This window comes from Chitinophaga sp. (genome assembly GCF_039596155.1).
In the GTDB taxonomy this organism is placed as follows: domain Bacteria; phylum Bacteroidota; class Bacteroidia; order Chitinophagales; family Chitinophagaceae; genus Chitinophaga.
The window spans coordinates 320,162-342,177 of record NZ_JBCNKF010000001.1 but is presented as its reverse complement, the minus strand read 5'-3'; the positions used below and the strand labels follow the sequence as shown (position 1 = coordinate 342,177).

Annotated in this window: 17 protein-coding genes; 4 read left to right on the top strand and 13 right to left on the bottom strand. The window is 44.8% G+C overall.

Going from position 1 to position 22,016, the window contains the following annotated elements; translation table 11 throughout:
• Window positions 1–66 precede the first annotated feature (66 nt).
• Together ABDW33_RS01295 and ABDW33_RS01290 are read left to right on the top strand one after the other, a co-directional pair.
• A complete protein-coding gene (locus ABDW33_RS01295) occupies window positions 67–2,259 on the top strand; it encodes a B12-binding domain-containing radical SAM protein (protein ID WP_343688259.1) in 2,193 nt (730 codons plus the stop codon).
• Window positions 2,260–2,317: 58 nt separating this feature from the next.
• Window positions 2,318–3,514 carry a tetratricopeptide repeat protein gene (locus ABDW33_RS01290; protein ID WP_343688258.1) on the top strand — a complete coding sequence of 399 codons (1,197 nt, stop codon included), beginning with the start codon at window positions 2,318–2,320 and terminating at the stop codon, window positions 3,512–3,514.
• Here the strand turns inward: ABDW33_RS01290 and ABDW33_RS01285 are convergent.
• The 10 genes from ABDW33_RS01285 to ABDW33_RS01240 are packed head-to-tail and all read right to left on the bottom strand — an operon-like array spanning window position 3,491 to window position 14,582.
• Complete coding sequence (locus tag ABDW33_RS01285) at window positions 3,491–4,426, bottom strand: phosphatase PAP2 family protein (protein ID WP_343688257.1); 936 nt, start codon at window positions 4,424–4,426, stop codon at window positions 3,491–3,493. The two genes, ABDW33_RS01290 and ABDW33_RS01285, sit on opposite strands and share 24 nt — an antisense overlap.
• A gap of 5 nt (window positions 4,427–4,431) precedes the next feature.
• The gene (locus ABDW33_RS01280; RefSeq protein ID WP_343688256.1) at window positions 4,432–5,064 is read right to left on the bottom strand and encodes a sterol desaturase family protein; all 633 of its coding nucleotides are present in this window, start codon (window positions 5,062–5,064) and stop codon (window positions 4,432–4,434) included.
• Between the two features lie 36 nt (window positions 5,065–5,100).
• On the bottom strand, window positions 5,101–6,363 hold the full coding sequence (locus ABDW33_RS01275; protein ID WP_343688255.1) for a DUF4833 domain-containing protein: 1,263 nt from the start codon (window positions 6,361–6,363) through the stop codon (window positions 5,101–5,103).
• A gap of 23 nt (window positions 6,364–6,386) precedes the next feature.
• Window positions 6,387–8,942 carry a DUF5686 family protein gene (locus tag ABDW33_RS01270; RefSeq protein WP_343688254.1) on the bottom strand — a complete coding sequence of 852 codons (2,556 nt, stop codon included), beginning with the start codon at window positions 8,940–8,942 and terminating at the stop codon, window positions 6,387–6,389.
• Between the two features lie 9 nt (window positions 8,943–8,951).
• Entirely contained in the window at window positions 8,952–9,320 is a 369-nt protein-coding gene (locus tag ABDW33_RS01265) for a GtrA family protein (protein WP_343688253.1), read from the bottom strand.
• A 37-nt stretch (window positions 9,321–9,357) separates the two neighbouring features.
• Complete coding sequence (locus tag ABDW33_RS01260) at window positions 9,358–9,810, bottom strand: phosphatidylglycerophosphatase A (protein ID WP_343688252.1); 453 nt, start codon at window positions 9,808–9,810, stop codon at window positions 9,358–9,360.
• Entirely contained in the window at window positions 9,807–11,132 is a 1,326-nt protein-coding gene (locus ABDW33_RS01255) for an inositol-3-phosphate synthase (RefSeq protein WP_343688251.1), read from the bottom strand. Before ABDW33_RS01255 ends, ABDW33_RS01260 begins: the two co-directional genes overlap by 4 nt.
• A gap of 41 nt (window positions 11,133–11,173) precedes the next feature.
• Window positions 11,174–12,154 carry an NAD(P)-dependent oxidoreductase gene (locus tag ABDW33_RS01250; protein WP_343688250.1) on the bottom strand — a complete coding sequence of 327 codons (981 nt, stop codon included), beginning with the start codon at window positions 12,152–12,154 and terminating at the stop codon, window positions 11,174–11,176.
• A complete protein-coding gene (locus ABDW33_RS01245; protein ID WP_343688249.1) occupies window positions 12,151–13,329 on the bottom strand; it encodes a hypothetical protein in 1,179 nt (392 codons plus the stop codon). Before ABDW33_RS01245 ends, ABDW33_RS01250 begins: the two co-directional genes overlap by 4 nt.
• Window positions 13,330–13,355: 26 nt before the next feature.
• Window positions 13,356–14,582, bottom strand: coding sequence for an aminotransferase class I/II-fold pyridoxal phosphate-dependent enzyme (locus ABDW33_RS01240; RefSeq protein ID WP_343688248.1), 1,227 nt, complete (start codon window positions 14,580–14,582; stop codon window positions 13,356–13,358).
• 580 nt (window positions 14,583–15,162) lie between these two features.
• On the opposite strand from ABDW33_RS01240, the gene ABDW33_RS01235 reads away from it, so the two are divergent.
• Window positions 15,163–16,278, top strand: coding sequence for a hypothetical protein (locus tag ABDW33_RS01235; protein WP_343688247.1), 1,116 nt, complete (start codon window positions 15,163–15,165; stop codon window positions 16,276–16,278).
• A gap of 41 nt (window positions 16,279–16,319) precedes the next feature.
• Here ABDW33_RS01235 and ABDW33_RS01230 read toward each other — a convergent pair whose 3' ends face one another.
• The 3 genes from ABDW33_RS01230 to ABDW33_RS01220 form a co-directional block, all read right to left on the bottom strand.
• Entirely contained in the window at window positions 16,320–16,892 is a 573-nt protein-coding gene (locus ABDW33_RS01230; RefSeq protein WP_343688246.1) for a GNAT family N-acetyltransferase, read from the bottom strand.
• Window positions 16,893–16,957: 65 nt separating this feature from the next.
• Window positions 16,958–17,680, bottom strand: coding sequence for a ThuA domain-containing protein (locus ABDW33_RS01225; RefSeq protein WP_343688245.1), 723 nt, complete (start codon window positions 17,678–17,680; stop codon window positions 16,958–16,960).
• 2 nt (window positions 17,681–17,682) lie between these two features.
• On the bottom strand, window positions 17,683–20,907 hold the full coding sequence (locus ABDW33_RS01220) for an AsmA-like C-terminal region-containing protein (protein ID WP_343688244.1): 3,225 nt from the start codon (window positions 20,905–20,907) through the stop codon (window positions 17,683–17,685).
• Between the two features lie 224 nt (window positions 20,908–21,131).
• Here ABDW33_RS01220 and ABDW33_RS01215 point away from each other — a divergent pair, with 224 nt between their 5' ends.
• Entirely contained in the window at window positions 21,132–22,016 is an 885-nt protein-coding gene (locus tag ABDW33_RS01215) for a helix-turn-helix transcriptional regulator (RefSeq protein ID WP_343688243.1), read from the top strand.

The window sequence follows — 22,016 nt, the reverse complement described above, 5'->3', positions numbered from 1 at the left end:
CATTCAAACGCTGCTATCTGCTGGTAGCAGCGTTTTTTCCCAGGGTTTCCCTAATTTCGCACTCAAATGAGTGCTGTTTTTCTGATTACACCTCCTTTCACACAGCTGAACACGCCCTATCCGGCCACAGCTTATCTGAAAGGCTTCCTAAACACAAAGGGGATCTCCTCCTTTCAGGCTGACCTTGGCATAGAAGTTACCCTTGCCTTATTTTCCAAACAAGGTCTGGAGAAGCTCTTTGCGCATATCAACCAGCTGGAAGTGGCGCATGCAGAAAATATCAGCCGCATCATTGCCCTGCAGGACGACTACATCACGACGATTGATGAAGTGATCGCCTTTCTGCAAGGTAAAAATCCTACACTCGCCCATCGGATCTGCAAAAGGGATTTCCTTCCGGAAGCCGGCCGTTTCTCACAACTCGAAGATCTCGACTGGGCATTTGGCTCTATGGGGAATCAGGATAAAGCCAAACACCTGGCAACCCTTTACCTTGAAGACCTTTCCGATATTATCATGGAGTGCGTGGATGAACACTTTGGCTTTAGCCGCTATGCTGAAAAACTGGGCCGATCGGCTAACAGTTTCGACGAGCTCTACACCACCCTCCAACAGGAATATACCTATATCGATCACATCCTGATCGATCTGCTCAGCAAACATATGGAAAGGGAACAACCACAACTGGTAGCCATTTCGGTTCCGTTCCCCGGCAACCTTTATACCAGTCTTCGTTGTGGACAATGGGTTAAACAGCACTACCCGCAGGTAAAGGTGGCAATGGGTGGTGGCTTTGCCAATACAGAACTTCGTTCTCTCTCCGATCCAAGGGTATTTGAATTTTACGACTTCGTCTCACTCGATGATGGCGAGGCGCCTATCGAGCAACTCATTGCACATATCAATGGTACACCGGGTAGTGAGCTGAAACGCACTTTCACGCTGGTTGATGACAAGGTCACGTATATTAACAACGCCAGCTGTAAGGACTACAAACAATCTCAGGTAGGTACGCCGGATTACAGCGACTTCCTGTTAGACCAATACATTTCGGCAATTGAAGTCGTCAATCCCATGCACCGCATGTGGAGCGATGGCCGCTGGAACAAGCTCACCATGGCACATGGCTGCTATTGGGGTAAATGTACCTTCTGCGATATTTCGCTTGATTATATTCGTGTGTATGAACCTATTGCAGCCTCACTGCTGTGTGACCGTATGGAAGAGATCATAGCACAGACGGGGCAAAACGGTTTTCACTTTGTAGATGAAGCGGCACCGCCCGCACTGATGCGTGCACTGGCACTGGAGATCATCAAAAGGAAAATGAATGTAAGCTGGTGGACAAATATCCGCTTTGAGAAAAGCTTTACCCGGGATCTATGTCAACTACTCAAAGAAAGTGGTTTAATCGCCGTTTCAGGGGGATTAGAGGTCGCTTCTGACAGATTGCTGGCACTTATTCAGAAGGGTATCACCGTTGCGCAGGTAGCACAGGTAAATAAACATTTTACTGAAGCAGGCGTGATGGTCCATGCTTATCTCATGTACGGCTTTCCTACGCAAACTGCACAGGAAACCATCGACTCACTGGAAATGGTGCGGCAGATGTTCCAGGCGGGCATCTTACAGTCAGCTTTCTGGCACCAGTTTACGATGACAGCCCATAGTCCTGTAGGCCTGGAGCCAGAGAAATTCAGTGTAAAAAAAGAAAGCGATATAATCGGCTCTTTTGCCAATAACGATATTGTACATATCGACGAATCGGGTGCAGAACACGAGGCCTTTAGTTATGGTTTGAAAAAATCCCTGCTGAACTACATGCATGGCATTTGCCTGAATGATCCGTTGCAGAAATGGTTTGAGTTCAAAGTACCCAAGACAAGAGTTGCACCCGATTACATTGTAAAGTCGCTGGAAGAAGGTGAAATGTCTGCCGCTAAACCAACCGCCAAAATAGTATGGCTGGGCAGAACACCAGCTGTAGAAACGATTACCAAATCAAAAAAAGGGGCTACCTGGGAAGTTGCGCTCCTGACTTTCCAGAGCAGGAAGGAAAAACATACGATCAGCATAGAGCCGGACAAAGGCCAGTGGCTGGCAGGTATGCTGGAACAGTTATCTGTACGCAATAACAGGACGTATACGCTGAAGGAAGTGATGGACAACTATACTGCTGCCGGGCTGGAAGACTTTGAATTGTTCTGGGACAATAAGCCAATTAATACCTTATATAAGTACGGTTTGCTGCAATTATAAAGCGGTTCGTAATATGGCTCATTTATTTTAAATTTGATATGTACTCAAAGTTGAATGAATGCTTGCGCCGTCCTATGAATTATCAGCCGTGTTTGCCTATGCCAGAAAGTTTTCTCTGGAACGGAATCTCTATTACATTGATAGTCAATTGCTCCTTCTAGGTATCCTTGAAACCTGCACCAGCGATATTGCGATCGATACCTCCGACCGCGAAAAAATGATCTTCTGGCTCAAAACCCTTTCCTGGGAAAAAGGCGAGGAAAAACCTAACAAGGAGACACTCCCCCTCACTGCGGAAGCAGAACGGATGCTGGAAAATGCCGTCTTCTATCAGAAACGACTAGCAGACAAGCACTTAGGTCCACACCACATCATTCTTTCAATTTTAACGATAGAAAACCGCTGTCAGTATAAATTGCAATCTTTAGGAATTGTTTATGCCTCGTATATAGACATCCTGAAAGCGGAAAGAAATATACAGGAAGATATTCCCCTGCACAGCCCCAGCATCAGGCTCCCATTATCAGCCCGGTATTATCCTGTTCTCCACTGGCTGTACAGTGCTAAAAAGAAGAAACAAATCGTTGAAAAATACTTTCGGGAAGCACAATCCTGTCTGCAATACAATGAAGGGAAAAAGTGCCGTATACTGTGCCAGCACATCCTGCACATTGATCCGGCGCATGTAAATACCATCTGGCTGATGGGCGTATCTTTCAGAGCTGAGCGAAATTTTGTACAGGCACTTCCCTACTATGAGAAAGTATTGGAGAAGCATAGTGCACATACAGGCGTGATTGCCGAGGTCGCACATTGCTATAGCGAAATGGGCAATCATCATCGTGCGCTGCAACTCTATGATTATGCACTTTCACTCAACCCGGGATCGTCTGAGTTACTGAATAGTCTTGGGTTCACCTGCATTCATATGCAATTGTATGTAGAAGCTATTTCGTATTTTGATCAGGCCATTGCTTACGACGAAGCATGCGCATTTGCGTATAACAATAAAGGCTATGTGCTTATGCGTCTCGGGCATCCTGTACAGGCAGAAGAACTGATGTACAGATCACTACAATATAACAAAGGCAATGCTTACGCCTACAGAAATCTGGGCATCCTGTATACCAAACAAAAGAATATCGCGGCGGCGAGAGACATGCTCCTTACCGCCAAGCGCTACTATTTTAACCGTAAATATGGTAATGAAGTAGATGAGTTGCTGCGCAAATTACCCGCGTACGAAACTGTATAACCACTGTATCCCCCTGTCATAGAAGCGTGCTTTCATCAGGTATTTCCTGTAAATGAAAATGCCAACGACAGCTGTAGTAATACCCGCCAGTACATCAACTACATAATGGTGACTCAGGTATACCGCAGCAAACCAGATCCCTAGTGTTACGGTTGCAAATACAACCTGGAAAAACCGGTTTACATGGTGCCTGGAATAGTACAGCACAATCAGTGGATAAGCAGAATGCAGGGAAGGCATTGCTGCAAAAACGTTTGAGCCTTTGCTATAAATAGAGTGGAAAATATCCGCGTGAAAGAAAGCGTCAAAGCGGGCCAATCCTGCTGTGTTGCCCGGTGTGCCTGGAATAAACTCAAATCCATGTAATTGCACATACCAGGGTGGCGCAGCAGGAAATGTATAGTAAATCACAAATCCCAGCAGGTTGACAAAAAAGAACGTAGCAGCAAAATGTAGTAATGCTAACCTGTCTGTGAAAAACAGGTACACGGCAAACATGAGTGGTACCGGTACCCAGCACAGGTAAAAGATCCCTGTGATTACATCGATCCATGACTGAGAATGCGTCAACCAATATTCATTGGGAGTAAGTATTTTACTTCCTTCATGAATGCCAAACAGGTGTTTCTCGAACTCATAAATATCGGCTATATGCACCTTGAAGAACATGAAGTTCGGAAAGGCTTTCATATAGTCGAATAAGATCCAGTAAACTAAAAAAATGGAAAAGGCTATAATGAACCTACGACTGATCCAGGAACCATAATAACAACCGTTAAAAATGGCAATCAGCCACACCTGGTCGGTTTTGAAGCCAACCAGGAGGGCAGAAAGTAACAGGTAGGCTATACTTGCAAGTGTAGTAAATATGATATCTTTTCGTCCAAATCGTGTCTTACTATTCGCTTCCACTTCCCTTATTGATGTTCTTCTTTATGAGGAAAATCTGATCCGAACACCTTATCCCAGATAGCAGAACTTACACCATAACCTTTGTCGGCATTCTGATAGTGGTGTTTCATATGGTGTTTCTTCAGTTTCTTCCAGAAGGCATTTTTAAAATTCAGATGATGTAATGCATAATGGGAAATATCATAAAACAGATATCCCGCCATGAAGCCGGCAAAGAAACCATAGAGGTAAGTCACAGGTATGATCGCTTTAAACAGGAAGAAAAAGCCGATTGCCAGCGGAATGCTTACTGAAGGTGGCAACACCAGTCTCAGCGCATCATTTGGATAATCGTGATGTACACCGTGAAATATAAAATGCAGCCTCAGTCCCCATTTGGATTTAGGCACAAAGTGAAATACAAATCTGTGTAACACATACTCGGTCAGTGTCCAGAAGAACAGACCAGCCAATGCTGACAACAGCAACACTGGTACGCTTGCGTCGGTATGGGTCAGTCCATAATAACATACATAACTGATCACGGGAATATACAGGATCAGGGGCACACTAAAATGTACCTTGGATAATGCCTCCATAAGCCCATTCTTAAACATGGGTACCGACTCTGTTGAATTGGAAACATATTGCTTTTTCATCACTCTATTCTATTATGTGTGGTGGTTTCTATTGCGTTAAGGTTTGATTTGTTCCCTTACCTCTTTGCCGGTAGCCATATCCTTACCTTTCAGCTCGATGTACAGTACGTTTGGATGCCAGAATGTACCTCCATCGATCTCTATGTAAATACGGTCCAGCACAGCCATAGCATTTCCGATCTTAGCATATACATGGTAATCGGATTGTCCGGTAGGCTTCATCAGGTACAGGTCTTTTTTCGCATAAGCTACGGAATGTAATTCATATTTTCCCTGTCCCAGGTCCTTTACCTTAATTCCGTAGGCAAATTTACGTTGTATAAAGTTCAGCGGCTTCTTTTCTCCACCATCTGCATAACGGATCCAGTAAACATTCACCGGCTCTTCAGTATCCAGTTGACCATCTTTTATATTCAGGTCGTATACAATCGTATTGCTGTTTGGCGTACGCTGAATATAGAATAACTGCCGTGGTACATTGGGAACCGGGAAGTTAGGCTCACCTGAAGTGAAAGCCATGGTAGGCAGGATAACCACTGCTGCTACCAGTAAAGCTTTTACGGTGGTAGCCGCACCTCTGATCACTCTCGTCACCTGGTCCTGCTTATCCAACGCTATCTTCGCATCGCGCATTCTTCCGATCGCAGTAATGTTTGTCATCACAGCCATGATAAACAGCGGGAATGTAAAGATAGAAATGGTTTCAAAAATATGAAAAGGAATACCGGGTACAAACAGTTTGTAATCACCCCCGATAAAGTGAGCCGTTACGCCACAGGCGATCGCAGATACTGAGATTACAACAATACGCTCCGGCCGCTGCATTAATCCGCCTTTACACTCAATGCCCAGCCCTTCAGCTCTTGCACGGGTATAACTCACCATCATAGAACCGATCATGGCAACAAATGCTGCCATTGAACTCAGGAAGTAATGATGCCCTACCAGGTAATAACAGATCCCCAGGAATAACACCATCTCGCTATACCTGTCCAGTACGGAATCGAAGAACGCACCAAACCTGGAACCCATGTTACCCAGTCTGGCCACCTGCCCGTCGAGCATGTCAAACAGACCTGCAAAGAGGGTCAATGCACCCGCCCATCCCACATACGACAGGTCTCCCCTGTTACCTTTCTGCACACCGGTCACAAAGATAATCACTACCCCAATGTTCAGCAGAAACCCTACCAGGGTCACTATATTCGGTGTAAAGCCTATCTTGATCAACCCTTTCACTATTGGATTGATAATCAGATAGATCAGTTGTTGTAACTTGTCTCTCAATGACTTTTTCATACTCAGACTTTTTAACCTCGCTGTTAAAAATCGAACCGTACACGTGTTCTGATACCCCAGTTGGCAACTCCAGGATTATTCAGGTAAGTAAACCTTCTTACGAGGTCAACACGCACCAGTTTAAAAATGTTAGAAATGCCCACACTACCCTCTATATAAGGCTCTCTGCCCAGTGTGTATGTAAATGATGAACCGTCAGTATATTTTGAAAACTGAATCAGATCAGGATTGTTCGCAGGATTATTTTCCGAACGTAAGCCCCCATATAAGATTTTTCCAGCAAGCACTTCACGCCATTTCAATTTCTTAAAGAGCGGAATTTTGTTAAAGATAAACCCATTAAAGTTATGGTCAATGTTTAATCCTATATAGTGATCACTCACAAACTCCAGGAAGTTCATGAGGTTGTAACTCTCCAGCTGATAAGCATATGTCTGGTTCGCTCTGTGGATTGACAACAACGGATAAGGCAGGTGACTACCGAAAATGTTGCTGCCTTCCAGTACTACCTCGCTATATCCCAGTACTCCCAGGTAACACATCTTGTAAATGTTCAGGCTGAGGTTCTGATAGTTGTACTGGCTGTTGGCAATACCTTTTACACCTGCAATACCCCTCAGGGTAAAGATCGGATACCTGTTCGGCAGCGGAATACGGAAGCTCTTACCCTGGTAGAACTTTTCGTTGGGTGCCCAGCGAAGTTCAGTACTAAATTCGGCCGTAGTCAGGTCAGTAACAGGTGTATTCGGTTCTGATCCTTTATAATATGCCAGACTACCTGCAGGTGTCTGGATCCAATGTTTGAATCCTACCTGATAACTGAAGTGGTTGGTGAACTCCTGAATGAAGGTCAGGTTAAAGATCTTATTATACAGCCACTTATCGTTGTTACCACGCTTGAATGACAGCAGGAAGTTATCTTCCTGTACGAACTGCAATTCCTGACCAGGAATCTTGGTTTCGTGCTGATAGTTGGCCTTCAGGGCTACTACCGGCCAGTCGTAAATAGACTTATGGTTAAAGGCGTAAGCACCACCGAAGTAATACTTCCACTTCTCATCCTTTAAACCGTAGGCACCATAACCTTCAAAATACAGGCTATTACTCAGTCTGGGCGTGGTCCTGCCACCAAGACGGGGGCGGAAACCTTCAACCGGGTTGAAGCTATAGAATGTATTAACGGGGCCTATTTCAAAATAAGGACCTGCCTGCTTGTAACCAGCCAGCACCAGCGTGAGGATGTCAGCTGTACGCTTGAAGGATTTCATATGTTGCAGGCTATCAATATTGGAATATACTTTTGATTCTGCTGCTGACAGGGAATCGTGTCTGTTCTGCACCCAGAAGTCGTCTCCATGCTGCACTGTTTTCTCATTTTCCACCACGGAGGCACCGTTGTAAAACTCTGCCGGTTTGGGTTGATTGATGGTCATATCCTTGATGGATACAGTACGTTCACCATAGATCCCGCTACTTCCTTTAAAGATCCCGAAATCGGCCATCAACGTTTGCTTGTTGGTATAGTAGCGGCCGTCTGCAGTTTTTTCAAAGTCAAAGTACAGGTGGAAATCTCTTACCCAGTTCAGGTTGATATCCTTGTTTGCCGTCATATCTGCTTTCTGAACAGCATAGTTGCCATCCAGGGTGATAAACAGCTCCCCTTCCAGCAACAGGTCGCTCTTGTTACGTGGATAGAATTCCAGTTTAATCAGCTTGGTGCTATCTGGTGCTACGATGGTATCAGCGATATAGAACTTATAAAAAGTAGGCGCAGAGTTAGCTATCGGGCTCAGGAACTGGTTGGTGAACAGCATCATCTGATTATCATAGATATCCACGTCCTGATAGATGTGGTTCAGGTATTGGCTAAGGCCCCTGTTATCAATGAAGTTCTCGAAGCTTACTTTCTTCTCGCCTGTCACGATTGTCTTCTTCTTCTCCGGATCGCGGCGATAGTATACATCGGCCAGTTTTTCCTCCAGGTAGATCGGCAGAATAGATTTGCCGGCGAACTTGGTGGTATCCTGGTTCTCAAAAATGAATTTATACTTGCGGGTCAGTCGCCCGCTGCTAATCTTTTCAGAGAGGTTACTCAGTGCGAATTCCAGTTTTTCGTACTGGTTGTATTGCGCATAGTCGTAGTGCGTCATCCGGTTTTTATCCCTGTTCTCAATCACGAGGCGGATCAGCTCCACAGCTGGGTTATCCTTGTTACGATAACGCTCTTTTTTCTTTTTAACAACGAACTCGTTGAGTGTTTTTGCAGTACTTTCCAGTTGAATATTAATGGTTTGAACTACACCAGGATTGATCTTCCTGGTGACACTCTTATATCCCATATAAGCAAAACGAATGCTATCCCTGGTGATAGAAACATCCAGCTGGTATTTACCATCTGCATCCGTTCCAGTACCTATACTAGTGCCTGGAATAAAGACGTTGACAAAAGGTAAGGGGGCCCCGGTGCGGCTATCTGTAATAAGCCCTTTAACGGTGGTGGTCGTTTGTGCGATTACCGAGCTAAAGCCTGAGACGAGCAATAAAAGAATTCCGGATACTATATTTCTAAATCCATTCATTAACCAAAATCATTTAAAAACAAACCGCTTTTGCATTCCATAGTTATACCCAACAGCGGTGATTACCGATGCCATAACCACAGCCACACGCTGATCGATAGCGGTATAATTGGTCAATACCCAAAAGCAGACGGTATTGACTATCAGGTTTCCGAACCAGACAATAATATATTTAATGGCTTGCCAGTTCCATGTGTCGTCTCCCTTCTGGTATACCCATTTCCTATTAATCATGAAGTTGGTAATACCACCACAGGCTACTCCTGTCACATTGGCAGCTACACCATATCCTTCCCACATGTGTAATAGTAAAAAGGATACTGAAAATTGAACTCCGGTCGCTACCAGTGCCGAAGCTTGTGCTTTAATAAAACGCATATGGTCTACAATTGTGCAAAACGCGTACCCAATAACGCTAAATCAAATGAATCACCAGTTGCAACAATAAATTGGAATAGATTCCGGCTACAATATCGTCCATCATCACGCCTATCCCCCCCGGAAGAGCCTCTGTGCGCCTGACATATAAAGGTTTTACTATATCAAAAAAACGAAATAAAACCAATCCAGCCAATATATATGCCGGAGTGACAGGTACAAAGAGTACGCTTACCATCATCCCGGCTACTTCATCTATTACGACCTTCTTGTCGTCTTTGCCCCAATAGGGCTCTACTTTCGTACCTGACCAGATCCCCAGTAATGTAATGGCCACTGTTATCAGTAATGGCCCAAAGTGGGCAGGATTGCTACCAGCCAGAACAAGGTACCAAACCAGTGCGGCGACTGCTGCTGCAACCGTTCCTCCTCCCTTGCCTATGTAGCCTATGCCCAGGCTGGTAGCGATTAATTTGTGTATTCTTATCATTCAGTATCAAAAATTCCTTCGTAATAGTCCAGTCCCAGATGTGTGATCAGATCCTCCCCCATCAGGTAGCGCAGGGTATTCTGCAACTTGATCAATTGCTTGAAAATATCATGTTCAGGACGTAAGCCAGGAGCAGTTTGAGGAGATTTCAGATAGAATGAAAGCCATTCCTGTACGCCACTCATGCCTGCACGCTTTGCAAAGTCAATAAATAATGCGAGGTCCAGTACAATCGGTGCGGCCAGAATTGAATCACGGCACAGGAAGTTTACTTTAATCTGCATTTTATAACCTAACCAGCCGAAGATGTCAATATTATCCCAGCTTTCCTTATTATCCTTGCGCGGCGGATAATAGTTAATACGAATTTTGTGGTAAAGGTCACCGTAAAGATCAGGATATTCTTCCGGACTTAAAATATCTTCCAAAACGCCAAGTTTGGAAACTTCCTTGGTTTTGAAGTTGTCAGGATCGTCTAACACCCATCCATCGCGGTTTCCGAGGATATTTGTACTAAACCAGCCGTCCATACCCAGTGCTCTTGCCTGCAGTCCCGGTGCCAGAATTGTCTTCATCAGGGTCTGACCGGTTTTAAAATCCTTACCTGCAATCGGGGTCCTGGTCTGGTGAGCCAGCTCAACCAATGCCGGGATATCACAGGTCAGGTTAGGTGCACCGTTTGCAAAAGGTACGCCCAGCTTCAGCGCCGCGTAAGCATAGATCATACTCGGGGCAATTCTCGCATCATTGTCTTTCAATGCCTGCTCAAATGCTGCCAGTGAGTTGTGTATCTCTGCCGCTTCATGATAAATTTCTGTGGAACCACACCAAACCATTACCACCCGCTCTACTTTATTTTTCTCCTGAAAGGTCCTGATATCTTCCATCACCATTTGTGCCAGATCATAACGCGTCTTAAAATCCTTCACATGTGTGCCATCCAGATTTTTAACAAAGTTTTTATCAAATGCTGCCTTCATCGGCACGATGGCTTCCAGCTCAGGTTTTATTGCTTCGATCTGAAACCTATCCAGTACTTCAGCTTTTACTGCTGCTGTATACACATTATCTTCATAAACATCCCAGCCGCCGAATACGATGTCTTCCAGCTTAGCCAGGGGAACAAAATCTTTGATCAGTGGATTCCGATTGTCTGTTCTCTTACCCAGACGAATATGTCCCATCTGTGTTACAGATCCGATAGGCTTGGAAAAGCCCTTGGTAACAGCTAACACTCCTGCGATGAAAGTAGTCGCTACCGCGCCAAGGCCTGGCATCAGTACGCCTAACTTTCCATTTGCGTCTTTAATTTGATGTTTCATAATAACTTTTGCCTCTTTGTTTTTCAATTAGTGAACATTTGTTATAACCAGTGGTTCCCGGTATACCAATCCAGGGTTTCCCTCATCCCTTTTTCAAGGTTGAAGTCTGGTTGGTATCCAAGTTCTTTTTGTATACGTATTATGCTACAGTTCCAGTTTTGGGCAGTCAGCTCGTTTAACCGGTCCCTATTTAACAACGGCATGCCCGAACTTGTTGCCTCAGCTATTCTGGCAATCCAGCGGATCACTGTTAATGGCATGTGAATACGTAACGTCCTGATGCCTAACAAACCTTTTGTCACTTTCGCCAAAGCATACCGGTCATAACTATTCCCATCTGAAACATCATAACAGGTATGTATAATCTGTCCGTTCAATGCGCGAATGGCAGCCTGTGCCACATCTTTTACATAGACAAAACTCAATTGCTGGGGGCCTCTTCCCATATATGGTTCCAGTCGCCAACCGTACGTTTTGAATAACACGAACAGATCCTTATCCCTCGGACCATAAATGGCTGTCGGACGCAATACTACCCAGGGAATCTGTGCGTATTGTTTCAGGATTCGTTCTGCCAGCAGCTTACTTTTTCCATACAACGTTACCGGTGAAGGTGAGACCTCATCCTGTTCAGGCCATGTATCTTCATAAGCCTTTGGCCCTACGGCTGCCAGGCTGCTGATATACACAAACCTGTTCAGCTTAATGCCTGACTGGATGACCGCCTTTAGCAGGTTCTCAGTATAACCTGCATTCACGGCGTTGAAAGCCGCTTCATTTTTTGCACGGGTAGCACCAGCTGCATGAATGATATCACTGTATTGCTGCTCCTGTAGCAAGGCTGCCATTCCAGGTACATCGCGGAAATCAAGGTGCACGAAAGAGATCTCCAGATGCTGTAAATGTGCTACATCACTGGAGGGCCTTATCCCTGCGTGCACTTCCATTCCTTCTGCCAGCGCGGCTTCTATTAAATGAAAGCCTAGAAATCCGCTTGCACCTGTTATCAATACTTTCCTCATATCGCTTTCTCGTAAATCCTATATCGCTTGTATGGTTGCCCATTTACAGCCTGGATAGCACTGTTCATCAGGTCATTGTGTTCCAGTATCCAGGAGGCTTCGGCTACGTTAATACCCTTCTTACGGCAGTCTCTGATGATCTGGCCATAAAATACTGCCTCTACTCCCAGCTTGCGGAATGGCTCAAGTACACCCAGGGCCAATACACGTACCCCTTTGATCTTACTCTTACCAAGCAGCAGTTTAAAAATACCGGTAGGTAATAATCGTCCTTTGCGAATCTTAATCAGTACCTGGTTCAGATCAGGTACAGCCAGGGCAAAGCCAATTGCCTGTCCATCCTTTTCTGCGACGATACAAAAATCAGGATCCAGTATCATTTTCAGGTCCTTTGCCAGATACGCGAATTCATTGTCTGTCATGGGAACGAATCCAAGATTCTTGTCCCAGGCTTTATTATATATCTCACGGATCTTCACTACCTCTTCGTCAAACCTCTTCAGGTTGATCTTGCGTACAACAATATTGCGTTGGGCAAGCCTGTTCTCCAGCAGCTGCATCATACGCAGTGGTTTGTCTTCTACTGCATCGGCGGTTACCTGCCATGCAATCAGTGTCACGTTCTCCTTCATCTCAGCCGCCCTGATCAGGTCTATATAATATGGGCGGTTGTAAGGCATCATCACGACGGGCGCACTGTCAAATCCTTCGATCAGTAAACCACAGGTTTCATTGGTAGAGAAGTTCACCGGCCCAATGATGGTAGATAAGCCCTGCTTTTTCAACCATTCTGCAGCCTCATTGAACAAGGCGTTGCTCACGGTTATATCAGGGATACATTCAAAAAAGCCAAAGAAACCATCGTTGGTGCCATTGAAAGCATTGTGATTGCGATTATTGATAGCCGCGATACGGCCTACTACTTTCTTGTCACGTAAAGCGAGAAACAGTTGTATTTGTGAATGTTCGTGGAAAGGATGTTTGCCCGGCGTTAAAAGGTCACGTTGTGCAATAAACAACTCGGGCACATAAAACGGATCATTGCTGTATAGGTCATGCGGAAAGTCTATGAATGACTTCATTTGCTGCTTAGTGCTCACCTGTTCAATAACAGGAGCGCTCCCCCTGACCAGGGTGGTTGTGGCGGAAACGGAAGGTATCTGTATTGTGTCCATTATTATTTGCTTTAATTGTTACAGGCTTATTGCAGCACTATGTTTCCCTTCTGTTTTTCCTTTAAAGGAATGCCCTCTTCTTTGAATGCTTTGATCAACATTTCTACCGCATGTTCAATCTGTGCGAAAGTATGTGTCGCCATCAATGAAAAACGGATCAATGTTGCATCAGGAGGTACAGCAGGGGGTACTACAGGGTTCACGAAGACCCCCAGTTCCTGTAATCGCCTGGTAATGGTAAATACCCCTTCCTCATTGCGGATGTAAATTGGAATAATTGGCGTCTCAGATACTTCACCGGTATCAAAACCTGCTTCGTCCAGCAACTTCCGGGCATACTCTGTATTATCCCACAGTCGCTTGATATGTTCTGGTTCTGATTCTATAATATCCAGGGTAGCCAGCACACTTGCCACGGCAGCAGGAGTCATGCTGGCGCTGAAGATCAGCGCGCGGGCTGTATGTTTCAGGTACTCAATAATGGTATTGTCAGCAGCAATGAATCCACCCAGCGATGCAAATGACTTGCTGAAAGTACCCATGATCACGTCTACCTTGTCAGTCAATCCAAAGTGAGCTGCTGTACCGGTACCATTCATACCTAAGATACCCAGACCATGTGCATCATCCACCATGATGTTTGCACCATAAGTATCAGCCAGTGATACAATATCAGGTAGTTTAGCAAGATCTCCTTCCATACTGAATACCCCATCCACTGCAATCAGGCGTACCGCTGTTGAAGGCAACGCCTGCAATTTAGCTTCCAGGCTGTCCATATCATTGTGCTTGTACTTGACCACTTTTGAAAAAGACAAACGGCTACCATCAATAATGGAAGCATGATCCAGTTCATCGAGCAGGATATAGTCATTACGGCCTGTCAGACTTGATAAAGCACCCAGATTGGCTTGAAAACCAGTGCTGAATACGATTGCATTCTCCTTGCCTACAAATTTTGCCAGCCTCGCTTCTAATTCCAGATGCAAATCCAGCGTTCCATTCAGGAAACGGGACCCCGCACATCCGGTACCGTATTTTTCTGTTGCCCTGACAGCGGCTGCTATTACCTGAGGATGGTTTGTCAACCCTAAATAGGAGTTCGATCCAAACATCAATACTTTCCTGCCCTCAATTTCTACCTCAGTGTCCTGACCGGAAGAGATGGGCCGGAAATACGGCCAGATCCCTCTTTCTTTTGCAGTTTCTACCCGGGGATTGCCCGCCATCTTCGCACGTAACATTTTACTCATCTTTTTGCTCTAAATCGGTTGTTATAACACCATACCTGTGCAATTTCAGATACCGTGTTTTATGACCTGCACCTTTTTCAGGTCATAATTGACAGTACTAATTATTGTGAATACAGACCCGATGTCGGTATCACACCACTGAATGCAGCGTTAAAAAAAAGGTCCAAAAGCAGTATGCGAGTTGCGGTTTAAGCACAGTTCACGAAAAATCGTAAACAGTTAATATTAACGATGTTTGAAAACAAAACGGTGACTTATTATCATCAAACAATGTCCTAGTTTGGTGGCCCAAAACAGTATGCAAGTTGCGGTTTAAGTAGTCTACCCGGAAGCCCGGACGCTATGATTGACGGGATCAAAATTAGGAATAAAAATTGAATTAAAATCAAAAAAAATCTAAATCATCCAGCATTACAATCAGATAGACAAAGAAAAAACACTCATACGTTCAAGTTTTTTAATACTAATTATCAACTAGTTACACCCCGAAAAAATCAACCCCGTCCGATTGGCACAGTTTTTATATAATACAATTAAACTATTTGTAAATTCACATCCCTAACGATCTAAACAACGTCGTATGCACCTTTCAAAAACCATCTCTGCCCTCCTGCTGTCTATTACTATGGCAGTCAGCGCAAGCGCACAGGAACAACAGGCGGATTCTACCGGTTTGCCCGGGGACAATTTCAGTTTACAGGGAGCTTTGGATTTGTTTAAAAAAGCAGGCTCACCCGAAGAATTCGAAAAATTATTAAACTCACAGGATAATAAAGTGAATAATCTGGACCTTAATGGCGACGGACAGATTGATTATGTGCGCGTTACAGGTAAAAAACAGGACAATGTACAGATCTTTGTATTGCAGGCCCTCGTTTCTGCCAATGAAAGCCAGGACGTTGCTGTCATCTCCCTCGAAAAAACTGCCGAAAATAATGCCGTGATCCAGATTGAAGGTGATGCTGACATCTATGGAGAATCTACCATCGCCGAGCCATTACCTGAAGCAGAAAATGCATTTAATGACAGCCCCGCTTCTCACGGTCCTTCCGTTTCAAGCCCTGATGGGATCATCGTAAATGTATGGTTCTGGCCATGTGTTCGCTTTGTATACGCACCTGCTTATACCGTATGGGTTTCTCCGTTTACATGGGTTGCTCACCCTGTATGGTGGCGTCCATGGCGTCCAATGCCTTATTATGAGTACCGCCCATACTGCGTTCATTACAACACGCGTTATGTAGTAGTGCCCACCCGCAGAATCCCACCCGCACGCTTCATGTACAGACCTACACGCGTAACGTCTGTCACCGTGATCCAGCGTAACAGAATAGTGGTAAATAACTATCGCAACGGCCGCCTCGATAACCGCGGTGGTTACCGCATGGACGACCGTCAAAGTAACTACGGCGGTAACAGAGGTGGTGGCTATGCACCTAACAGAACTTATAATGACGGCGGAAGATATAACAACGGGAACTATCAACCCAGCCGCACTTATAACTCAGGTGGCAGAACCGGCAACTATGGCGGTGGAAACAATAACTACCAGCCTGGCCGTACTTACAACGGCGGCGGAAACAGAACTGCTGTTGGCAATAACAATGGTGGTTCCAGACAATCCGGTGGCGGATATGGCGGTGGCAGAACCTATAACAATGGTGGCGGCCGCGGAGGTCGCGCTGCAAGAAATTAATACTTCAGGTTAATAACATATTATCTCACAGGCAGTTTCTCTCAGGAAACTGCCTGTTCTTTTCTCTTACAAAACGCCAGGTACGCCGTCTTTTCCGGCAACTCTACCAATCCCTGGTACTCAAACCCCGCTCTCTTATTCAACACATGGATCTTCTCATTCCTCGCATCCGGTTCTACGATCAGCCTTTCTACCCTTGCATCACTAAATAAAAATGACATAATCACCTGAAATACCTGAAATGTAAAATCAGGGATCCGCTTCTCCACCGGTGCCATCAGGATATGAAATCCGTAATCACCCGGTTGCGCATCATAGTAAGCTCCTATCCTGTCCTCCCGGGCTTTGTAAAACTCCACCAGAAAAGAAGGTCTGTCATTATAAAATCCCAGAAATGGCTGTACATGCGGCAAAGCAATCAGATCCGCATACATCTTCCTCACCTGCTCTATCGTACTATTCTGTAATTGCCAGTATACAGCATACTCCCTGTTCACCCAATCATGAATCAACGGAATATCTGTATCTAATACCAATGGCCGTAAATAAAACGCTCCGGAAGAAAAAGAGGTGCTGCTATCTGCACTTAAAAAAGCAGGTAATTGTTGCGTCATAGTAGAATGGGTTAAAAATAGCAAGCTATAACAATTCAACATTACCGGCTGCTCAAAAATGGAATTTATTTTCCAACACCCGCTGCCCAGCTGATAGCATTCCTGAATAATAAAACATAGGTAGGGTTATCGAACAATGCAGGCGAATGCCCCATGAATATGTAGACATTCCGGGCTTTTACCCTGGGATTGGTCCATATCACCGGATGATCACCCTGCAGGATCGTATTCACATGTGCCAATACATGTACATCCGGCCTCGGACTCCTATCATAAGAATACCACTCCTCCTTCCTCACTAAAAATGAATCAGGTATACCCTGCATTACCGGATGTTTATTGTCCTCTACCACCACCTCTCCATCCGCAAAATCCGGGATGTAATCCTTCCACCTGATGTTACCCATAAATCGATGGAACCAATCCCACATCGGGTACCCGTCGAACTCACCGAGCAGCGTGGCATGATGAAATCCAATCCAGCCCCCCTTCCCTTTTGTGATATATGCTTCAAATGCACTGGCCGCTGCCGGCTTCCAGGCGTAAGGCGCATAATCCAGCTGTATAAACAGCCGATACTTCGCTAAAAAGTCCACATCAATTTTATCGGTATTCTCTATATAATCGATCACAAAATTGCTGTCCCTGGCCAGCTGATCCAGCCACACTTTTGCCCTTGTACTGTAAGCAATATGATGCCCTCCGTTCTCTGCCAGCGCAAGCACGCGAAATCGCTGCGCCTGCACAGTACTGCAAAAAAATAATAGTATCATGATCGCTTTCGTCATAGCTAAGCTTTTTTCGCCTTCCCAAGTCCGACTTTGAACTTATCCGGCGTACCAGTTACTTTAATATTCATAAACCGGATCGTCTTGTTCCTGTCTCTGTATTCAATCGCATCTTCCTGATCCGGATCCACTTCTTCCTTCTTTCTGCCAAATAATCCCTGCCATCCCGCACTTGTTACCACTTTCATCGGCACCCTCAGGTAATATTCCATACTAAAATCCAATCCCTGCTTACCTGATATTTCTATAAACCCAAGCGACGAATTAATGTTCATATTCGGGATCTCCAATACCCCGTTCTTTAAGGTCAGCTTATTCCTCAACGTATCAAAGTTGATCTTGTTTAGATTCTTATCTTTAAAATAACTAGCCATTGCCTGCATAGGCGTGAAGTTCACCAGACTACCATTCCTGATATCCACATCCAGTACAGCTTCTGAATCTTCCAGCCTGGGTGTCAGATCCGGATGCATCAATACCCGGCATCTTACCTGCCCAAACAATCTTCCTTTCACATTTTTATTGATCACATAATCCTGTCCAAAGTAATCCAGCTTTAACATCATCTTTTCAATATTCACATCATTGAAACGGGTTCTGCTTCTGAACATAATCTTCGCCGGATCTGATCCGTCAAAATGCCCCCTCAGTCCAATGGTGCCTTCTGCAATATGCATTCCCAGCGTATCGACATATAAGTGATGATTCGCCTGCATACGCATCTTTGTTGTAAAGTCCTTTATCCACAGATGATGATATTTCACCTTGCCAACTACCGCATCTACCGTGATATCTGTAAATGGAACATTAAAGATATTGAACGCACTCTTATGAATAGAATCAGTGACCGTATTTCTCACCATCGTGGGTGCTACCAAAGGTTTGTCATCTTCCTCTTCCACACCGGAGAACTTATAATTCGTCAACTGATCCACATCCAGTTTTTCAGACTTAAAGGTCAGGAAATTGGGCTTCTTCTTTAGCGTCGTATCCTTTCCATAGAACAGCCGGCCACTGATATCAAAGTCACTGTTCCCAATCTTACCCGTCAGTGTATCAATGCGGATAAAACGGTTGTTCCCATACATAATCGTACCATTGATCTTCTCCAGGCTGATCGGATGTACTTTCAATGATCCGGATACATTCGCAATATGCAGTTTCGCAAATTTGAATATAGAATCGTACTTCATATCACACTTCGCACGCAACCAGAGATTGCTTGCTACCTCATGCTGATAATCTTTCGGCACATAGTTCCTGCTGATCTTTCCCAACAGATCATTCATGGCCAGGTGTTGTGATTTCAGGTCAAATGCAATCTGGGTTTTTCCCCTTTTCACATTGTCAAACCACAACTGGTAATTGATCACCCTGGCACTCAGTTTCAGATCCGTACTATCAATCAGTCCACCAAAGTTACGCATCAGCAATGCCGTATCATTAATAGCCACTTCGGCCGCGAAATCATGAAAGGCATGTGGATAGTATTTAAATGAAGCATTCAGTTTCTCCATCCTGAACGTCCCTTTTGGTAATGGTGCAGCATGCAGCAACTGATGAACGGAAGTTTCAAAAGACAATGCGATGTTAAAACCATTGATCTCCTCTTTCGCTAATTTTGCTTTTGCTGTATCAAAAGCCAGTACATCACTCATCAATACCTTGTTACTATGTGCATGCAGGGTCACTTTCACAGGCTGCTGGTGTTTATGGAACACTGCAGGCAGGTCGCTCAGTGAACCACCCAGCACAATATCTGAATGCCCTACGCGCAATGCGAGACTATCCAATGTTACCTGTCCATTCTTCATGTTGGCATGCAGGTTCATATTGCGGACCATACTCGGGTACCCCGGAATCCGGAAGGTCAGATTACTTACCGTCAGCTCACTCTGAATGCCTTCTTTCAGCTTACCCAGCGATGCTTCCGGCAGTTGCATATCTACCAGTTCATTAAAGTTCATATTCAGACTGATATGCCCTGTCACTTTCTGCAGGTCTTTGATACCTAAGAATGCACCAATAAATTCCAGCTCCAGTTCGGAATTTACCTGCATCACAATCTTAGGATCCGTGAAGTCCCGCATCACAAAATTGCCTTTGAACAAACCCTTTTCAGGTAGCGCACTCATATTCAGAATATGCAGCTCAGAGGTTTTCAGTGAATGCTCCGCACCATTGGTGTAATACCCTTTGAAACTCAGACTGTCTACTTTCTTATTTGCATCGGGGTTCAGGAAGTACGCATTCTCACAACCGAAGTTCACAGAGATATATGGCATCTTGCCATCCCCCAGTTTTCCCTTCATCATACCTTTAAAAGAAATGCGGCCATCATATTTAAAATGATTCAGCTGTTCAGTTACACTTGCAGGCGCAAAAGATAACAACAGGTTGATATCTGGCTTATCCCCCTCCAGTTTTACGTCTACCAGGTTGCCATTCGACATATCAAGGTACCCGGTTACATTAAAGCTGGCCTGTTCCAGTTTTAGTTTGCCCACAGGCAGGTTCAGTAACTGTTTCCGGCTATCGTAACTCAGTTTCAGATCTGTCTCAATATGTTTCCGCCTGAACAATACAGTATCCCCAGGCGTGGTATAGTCTATCAGTTGCTTACCCTCCATGGTGGCATTGATCAGATCCCCTTCCATTTTGAAAGACGTCTTGATCTTATCGATATGCGTAGCAATATGTGATCCCATTACCTTATCTGTATATGAAATATCCAGATCTCTCAGAATAATCTTCTTGATATCCAGGTTCATGGGCGAAGAGGCCCCAGTCGGGGTAACGACAGAATCCGATTGGATGCGGTTCGCTTCCACAATATCAATTTTTCCGTTCTGTGATTTTACCAGATGCAGGTAACCCTTTTTCACAACCAGGACCTTGACATTATATTTCTGGCGAATGATGTCGGGTAAACTGAATCCGATAAACAACCGCTCTACCTGGTATAAAGGTTTACCTGTATGCTGTTTGTCAGCATAAAATGTCACATTTTTGAGCCCGATAGATACGTAAGGGAAATTTTCAAAGGGTGCGATATCACTACCACCCACGACCAGGTCACCGGGCAATTGTTTATTCAGCTCCCTTAGTGCCATCTGTGTCAATCGTTCCTGCTGAGTATACAGAATGAGAGAGGCAATCCCTAATAGCGTCAGCATAGCACCCAATACGATATACAGGATACGAAAAATACGTTTCCGTGTCTTCATGCTTTCTTTAATGATGTAGTTGAGACTTGTTTATCTGGTAATTATCGCAAAATTAACCAGAACCCTATAAAATAAAAATATTTTATATGTATATAAGACGCTTCCCAGGGTATCTTACCCCTAACTATTTACCGAATCAGTAAAAAGTACCACAACACCCCCTTATTCTACCATCAGATACCCATAAAATCCGGTAATTTTGTACAATCAATAACAACAGCACAATGGCTCGCGCTACAATACCGGTATACGACGTCTGTACCATCGACAAAAACGGGCAACCGTTACACCTCATGGTCGAGGACTTCGCCGGTTACCTCGACAAACACTACCAGGCAAGGCATCACCCCCACAGGCATGCCTTCTATCACCTGGTGATGTTCACAAAAGGTAGCGGATCCCACACTATCGACTTCGTTAAGTTCGAAGTCCAACCCTTCCAGATCTACTTTATGGCACCTGGCCAGGTGCACAGCTGGGACTTTAAAAGCCGTACCGACGGATATATCATTCATTTCGCCACCGACTTCTTCCGTTCCTTCCTGCTCAATCCAAATTACCTGGACCAGTTTAGTTTCTTCAGCGGCAATAGCCAGCAATCCGTTTGCCAGCTACCGGCCTATATTCAACCTGAAGTAACCGAACTGTTTGAAAGACTGCTGCGGGAAGCGAATCAGCATCCCCTGCTCAACATGGACATGATCTGCCTGCGACTGCTGGAACTCTTCATCACTGTAGAGCGCCATACCACCAGACCGGGAACCGCTGCTTTGACAGGACATACTTCTATGCAGCTTCGCAACTTCCAACAGCTGATTAATCAGTACTTCCGTACTAAAAGACTGCCGAAAGATTATGCCGCTATGCTGTACATAACGCCCAACCACCTCAATGCATTGTGCAGGGAATTGCTGGGCAAAACAGCCGGCGATGTAATCCGTGACAGAATACTGCTTGAAGCTAAGCGATTGCTAACCAATGCGGATATGAGTATTCTCGAAATCGCCTACGATCTCAATTTTAAAGACAACTCTTACTTCACCCGTTTCTTCAGAAATTATGAAGGGATCACTCCCGAAGAATTCAGGAAGAAATTCATTACTCAATAA

What these genes read in the sequence shown, in the direction of transcription:
- ABDW33_RS01295 (WP_343688259.1), top strand. Translation starts at nt 67, where the DNA reads ATGAGTGCTGTTTTTCTGATTACACCTCCTTTCACACAGCTGAACACG.
- ABDW33_RS01290 (WP_343688258.1), top strand. Translation starts at nt 2,318, where the DNA reads ATGCTTGCGCCGTCCTATGAATTATCAGCCGTGTTTGCCTATGCCAGA.
- ABDW33_RS01280 (WP_343688256.1), bottom strand. Translation starts at nt 5,064, where the DNA reads ATGAAAAAGCAATATGTTTCCAATTCAACAGAGTCGGTACCCATGTTT.
- ABDW33_RS01275 (WP_343688255.1), bottom strand. Translation starts at nt 6,363, where the DNA reads ATGAAAAAGTCATTGAGAGACAAGTTACAACAACTGATCTATCTGATT.
- ABDW33_RS01270 (WP_343688254.1), bottom strand. Translation starts at nt 8,942, where the DNA reads ATGAATGGATTTAGAAATATAGTATCCGGAATTCTTTTATTGCTCGTC.
- ABDW33_RS01265 (WP_343688253.1), bottom strand. Translation starts at nt 9,320, where the DNA reads ATGCGTTTTATTAAAGCACAAGCTTCGGCACTGGTAGCGACCGGAGTT.
- ABDW33_RS01260 (WP_343688252.1), bottom strand. Translation starts at nt 9,810, where the DNA reads ATGATAAGAATACACAAATTAATCGCTACCAGCCTGGGCATAGGCTAC.
- ABDW33_RS01255 (WP_343688251.1), bottom strand. Translation starts at nt 11,132, where the DNA reads ATGAAACATCAAATTAAAGACGCAAATGGAAAGTTAGGCGTACTGATG.
- ABDW33_RS01250 (WP_343688250.1), bottom strand. Translation starts at nt 12,154, where the DNA reads ATGAGGAAAGTATTGATAACAGGTGCAAGCGGATTTCTAGGCTTTCAT.
- ABDW33_RS01245 (WP_343688249.1), bottom strand. Translation starts at nt 13,329, where the DNA reads ATGGACACAATACAGATACCTTCCGTTTCCGCCACAACCACCCTGGTC.
- ABDW33_RS01240 (WP_343688248.1), bottom strand. Translation starts at nt 14,582, where the DNA reads ATGAGTAAAATGTTACGTGCGAAGATGGCGGGCAATCCCCGGGTAGAA.
- ABDW33_RS01235 (WP_343688247.1), top strand. Translation starts at nt 15,163, where the DNA reads ATGCACCTTTCAAAAACCATCTCTGCCCTCCTGCTGTCTATTACTATG.
- ABDW33_RS01230 (WP_343688246.1), bottom strand. Translation starts at nt 16,892, where the DNA reads ATGACGCAACAATTACCTGCTTTTTTAAGTGCAGATAGCAGCACCTCT.
- ABDW33_RS01225 (WP_343688245.1), bottom strand. Translation starts at nt 17,680, where the DNA reads ATGACGAAAGCGATCATGATACTATTATTTTTTTGCAGTACTGTGCAG.
- ABDW33_RS01220 (WP_343688244.1), bottom strand. Translation starts at nt 20,907, where the DNA reads ATGAAGACACGGAAACGTATTTTTCGTATCCTGTATATCGTATTGGGT.
- ABDW33_RS01215 (WP_343688243.1), top strand. Translation starts at nt 21,132, where the DNA reads ATGGCTCGCGCTACAATACCGGTATACGACGTCTGTACCATCGACAAA.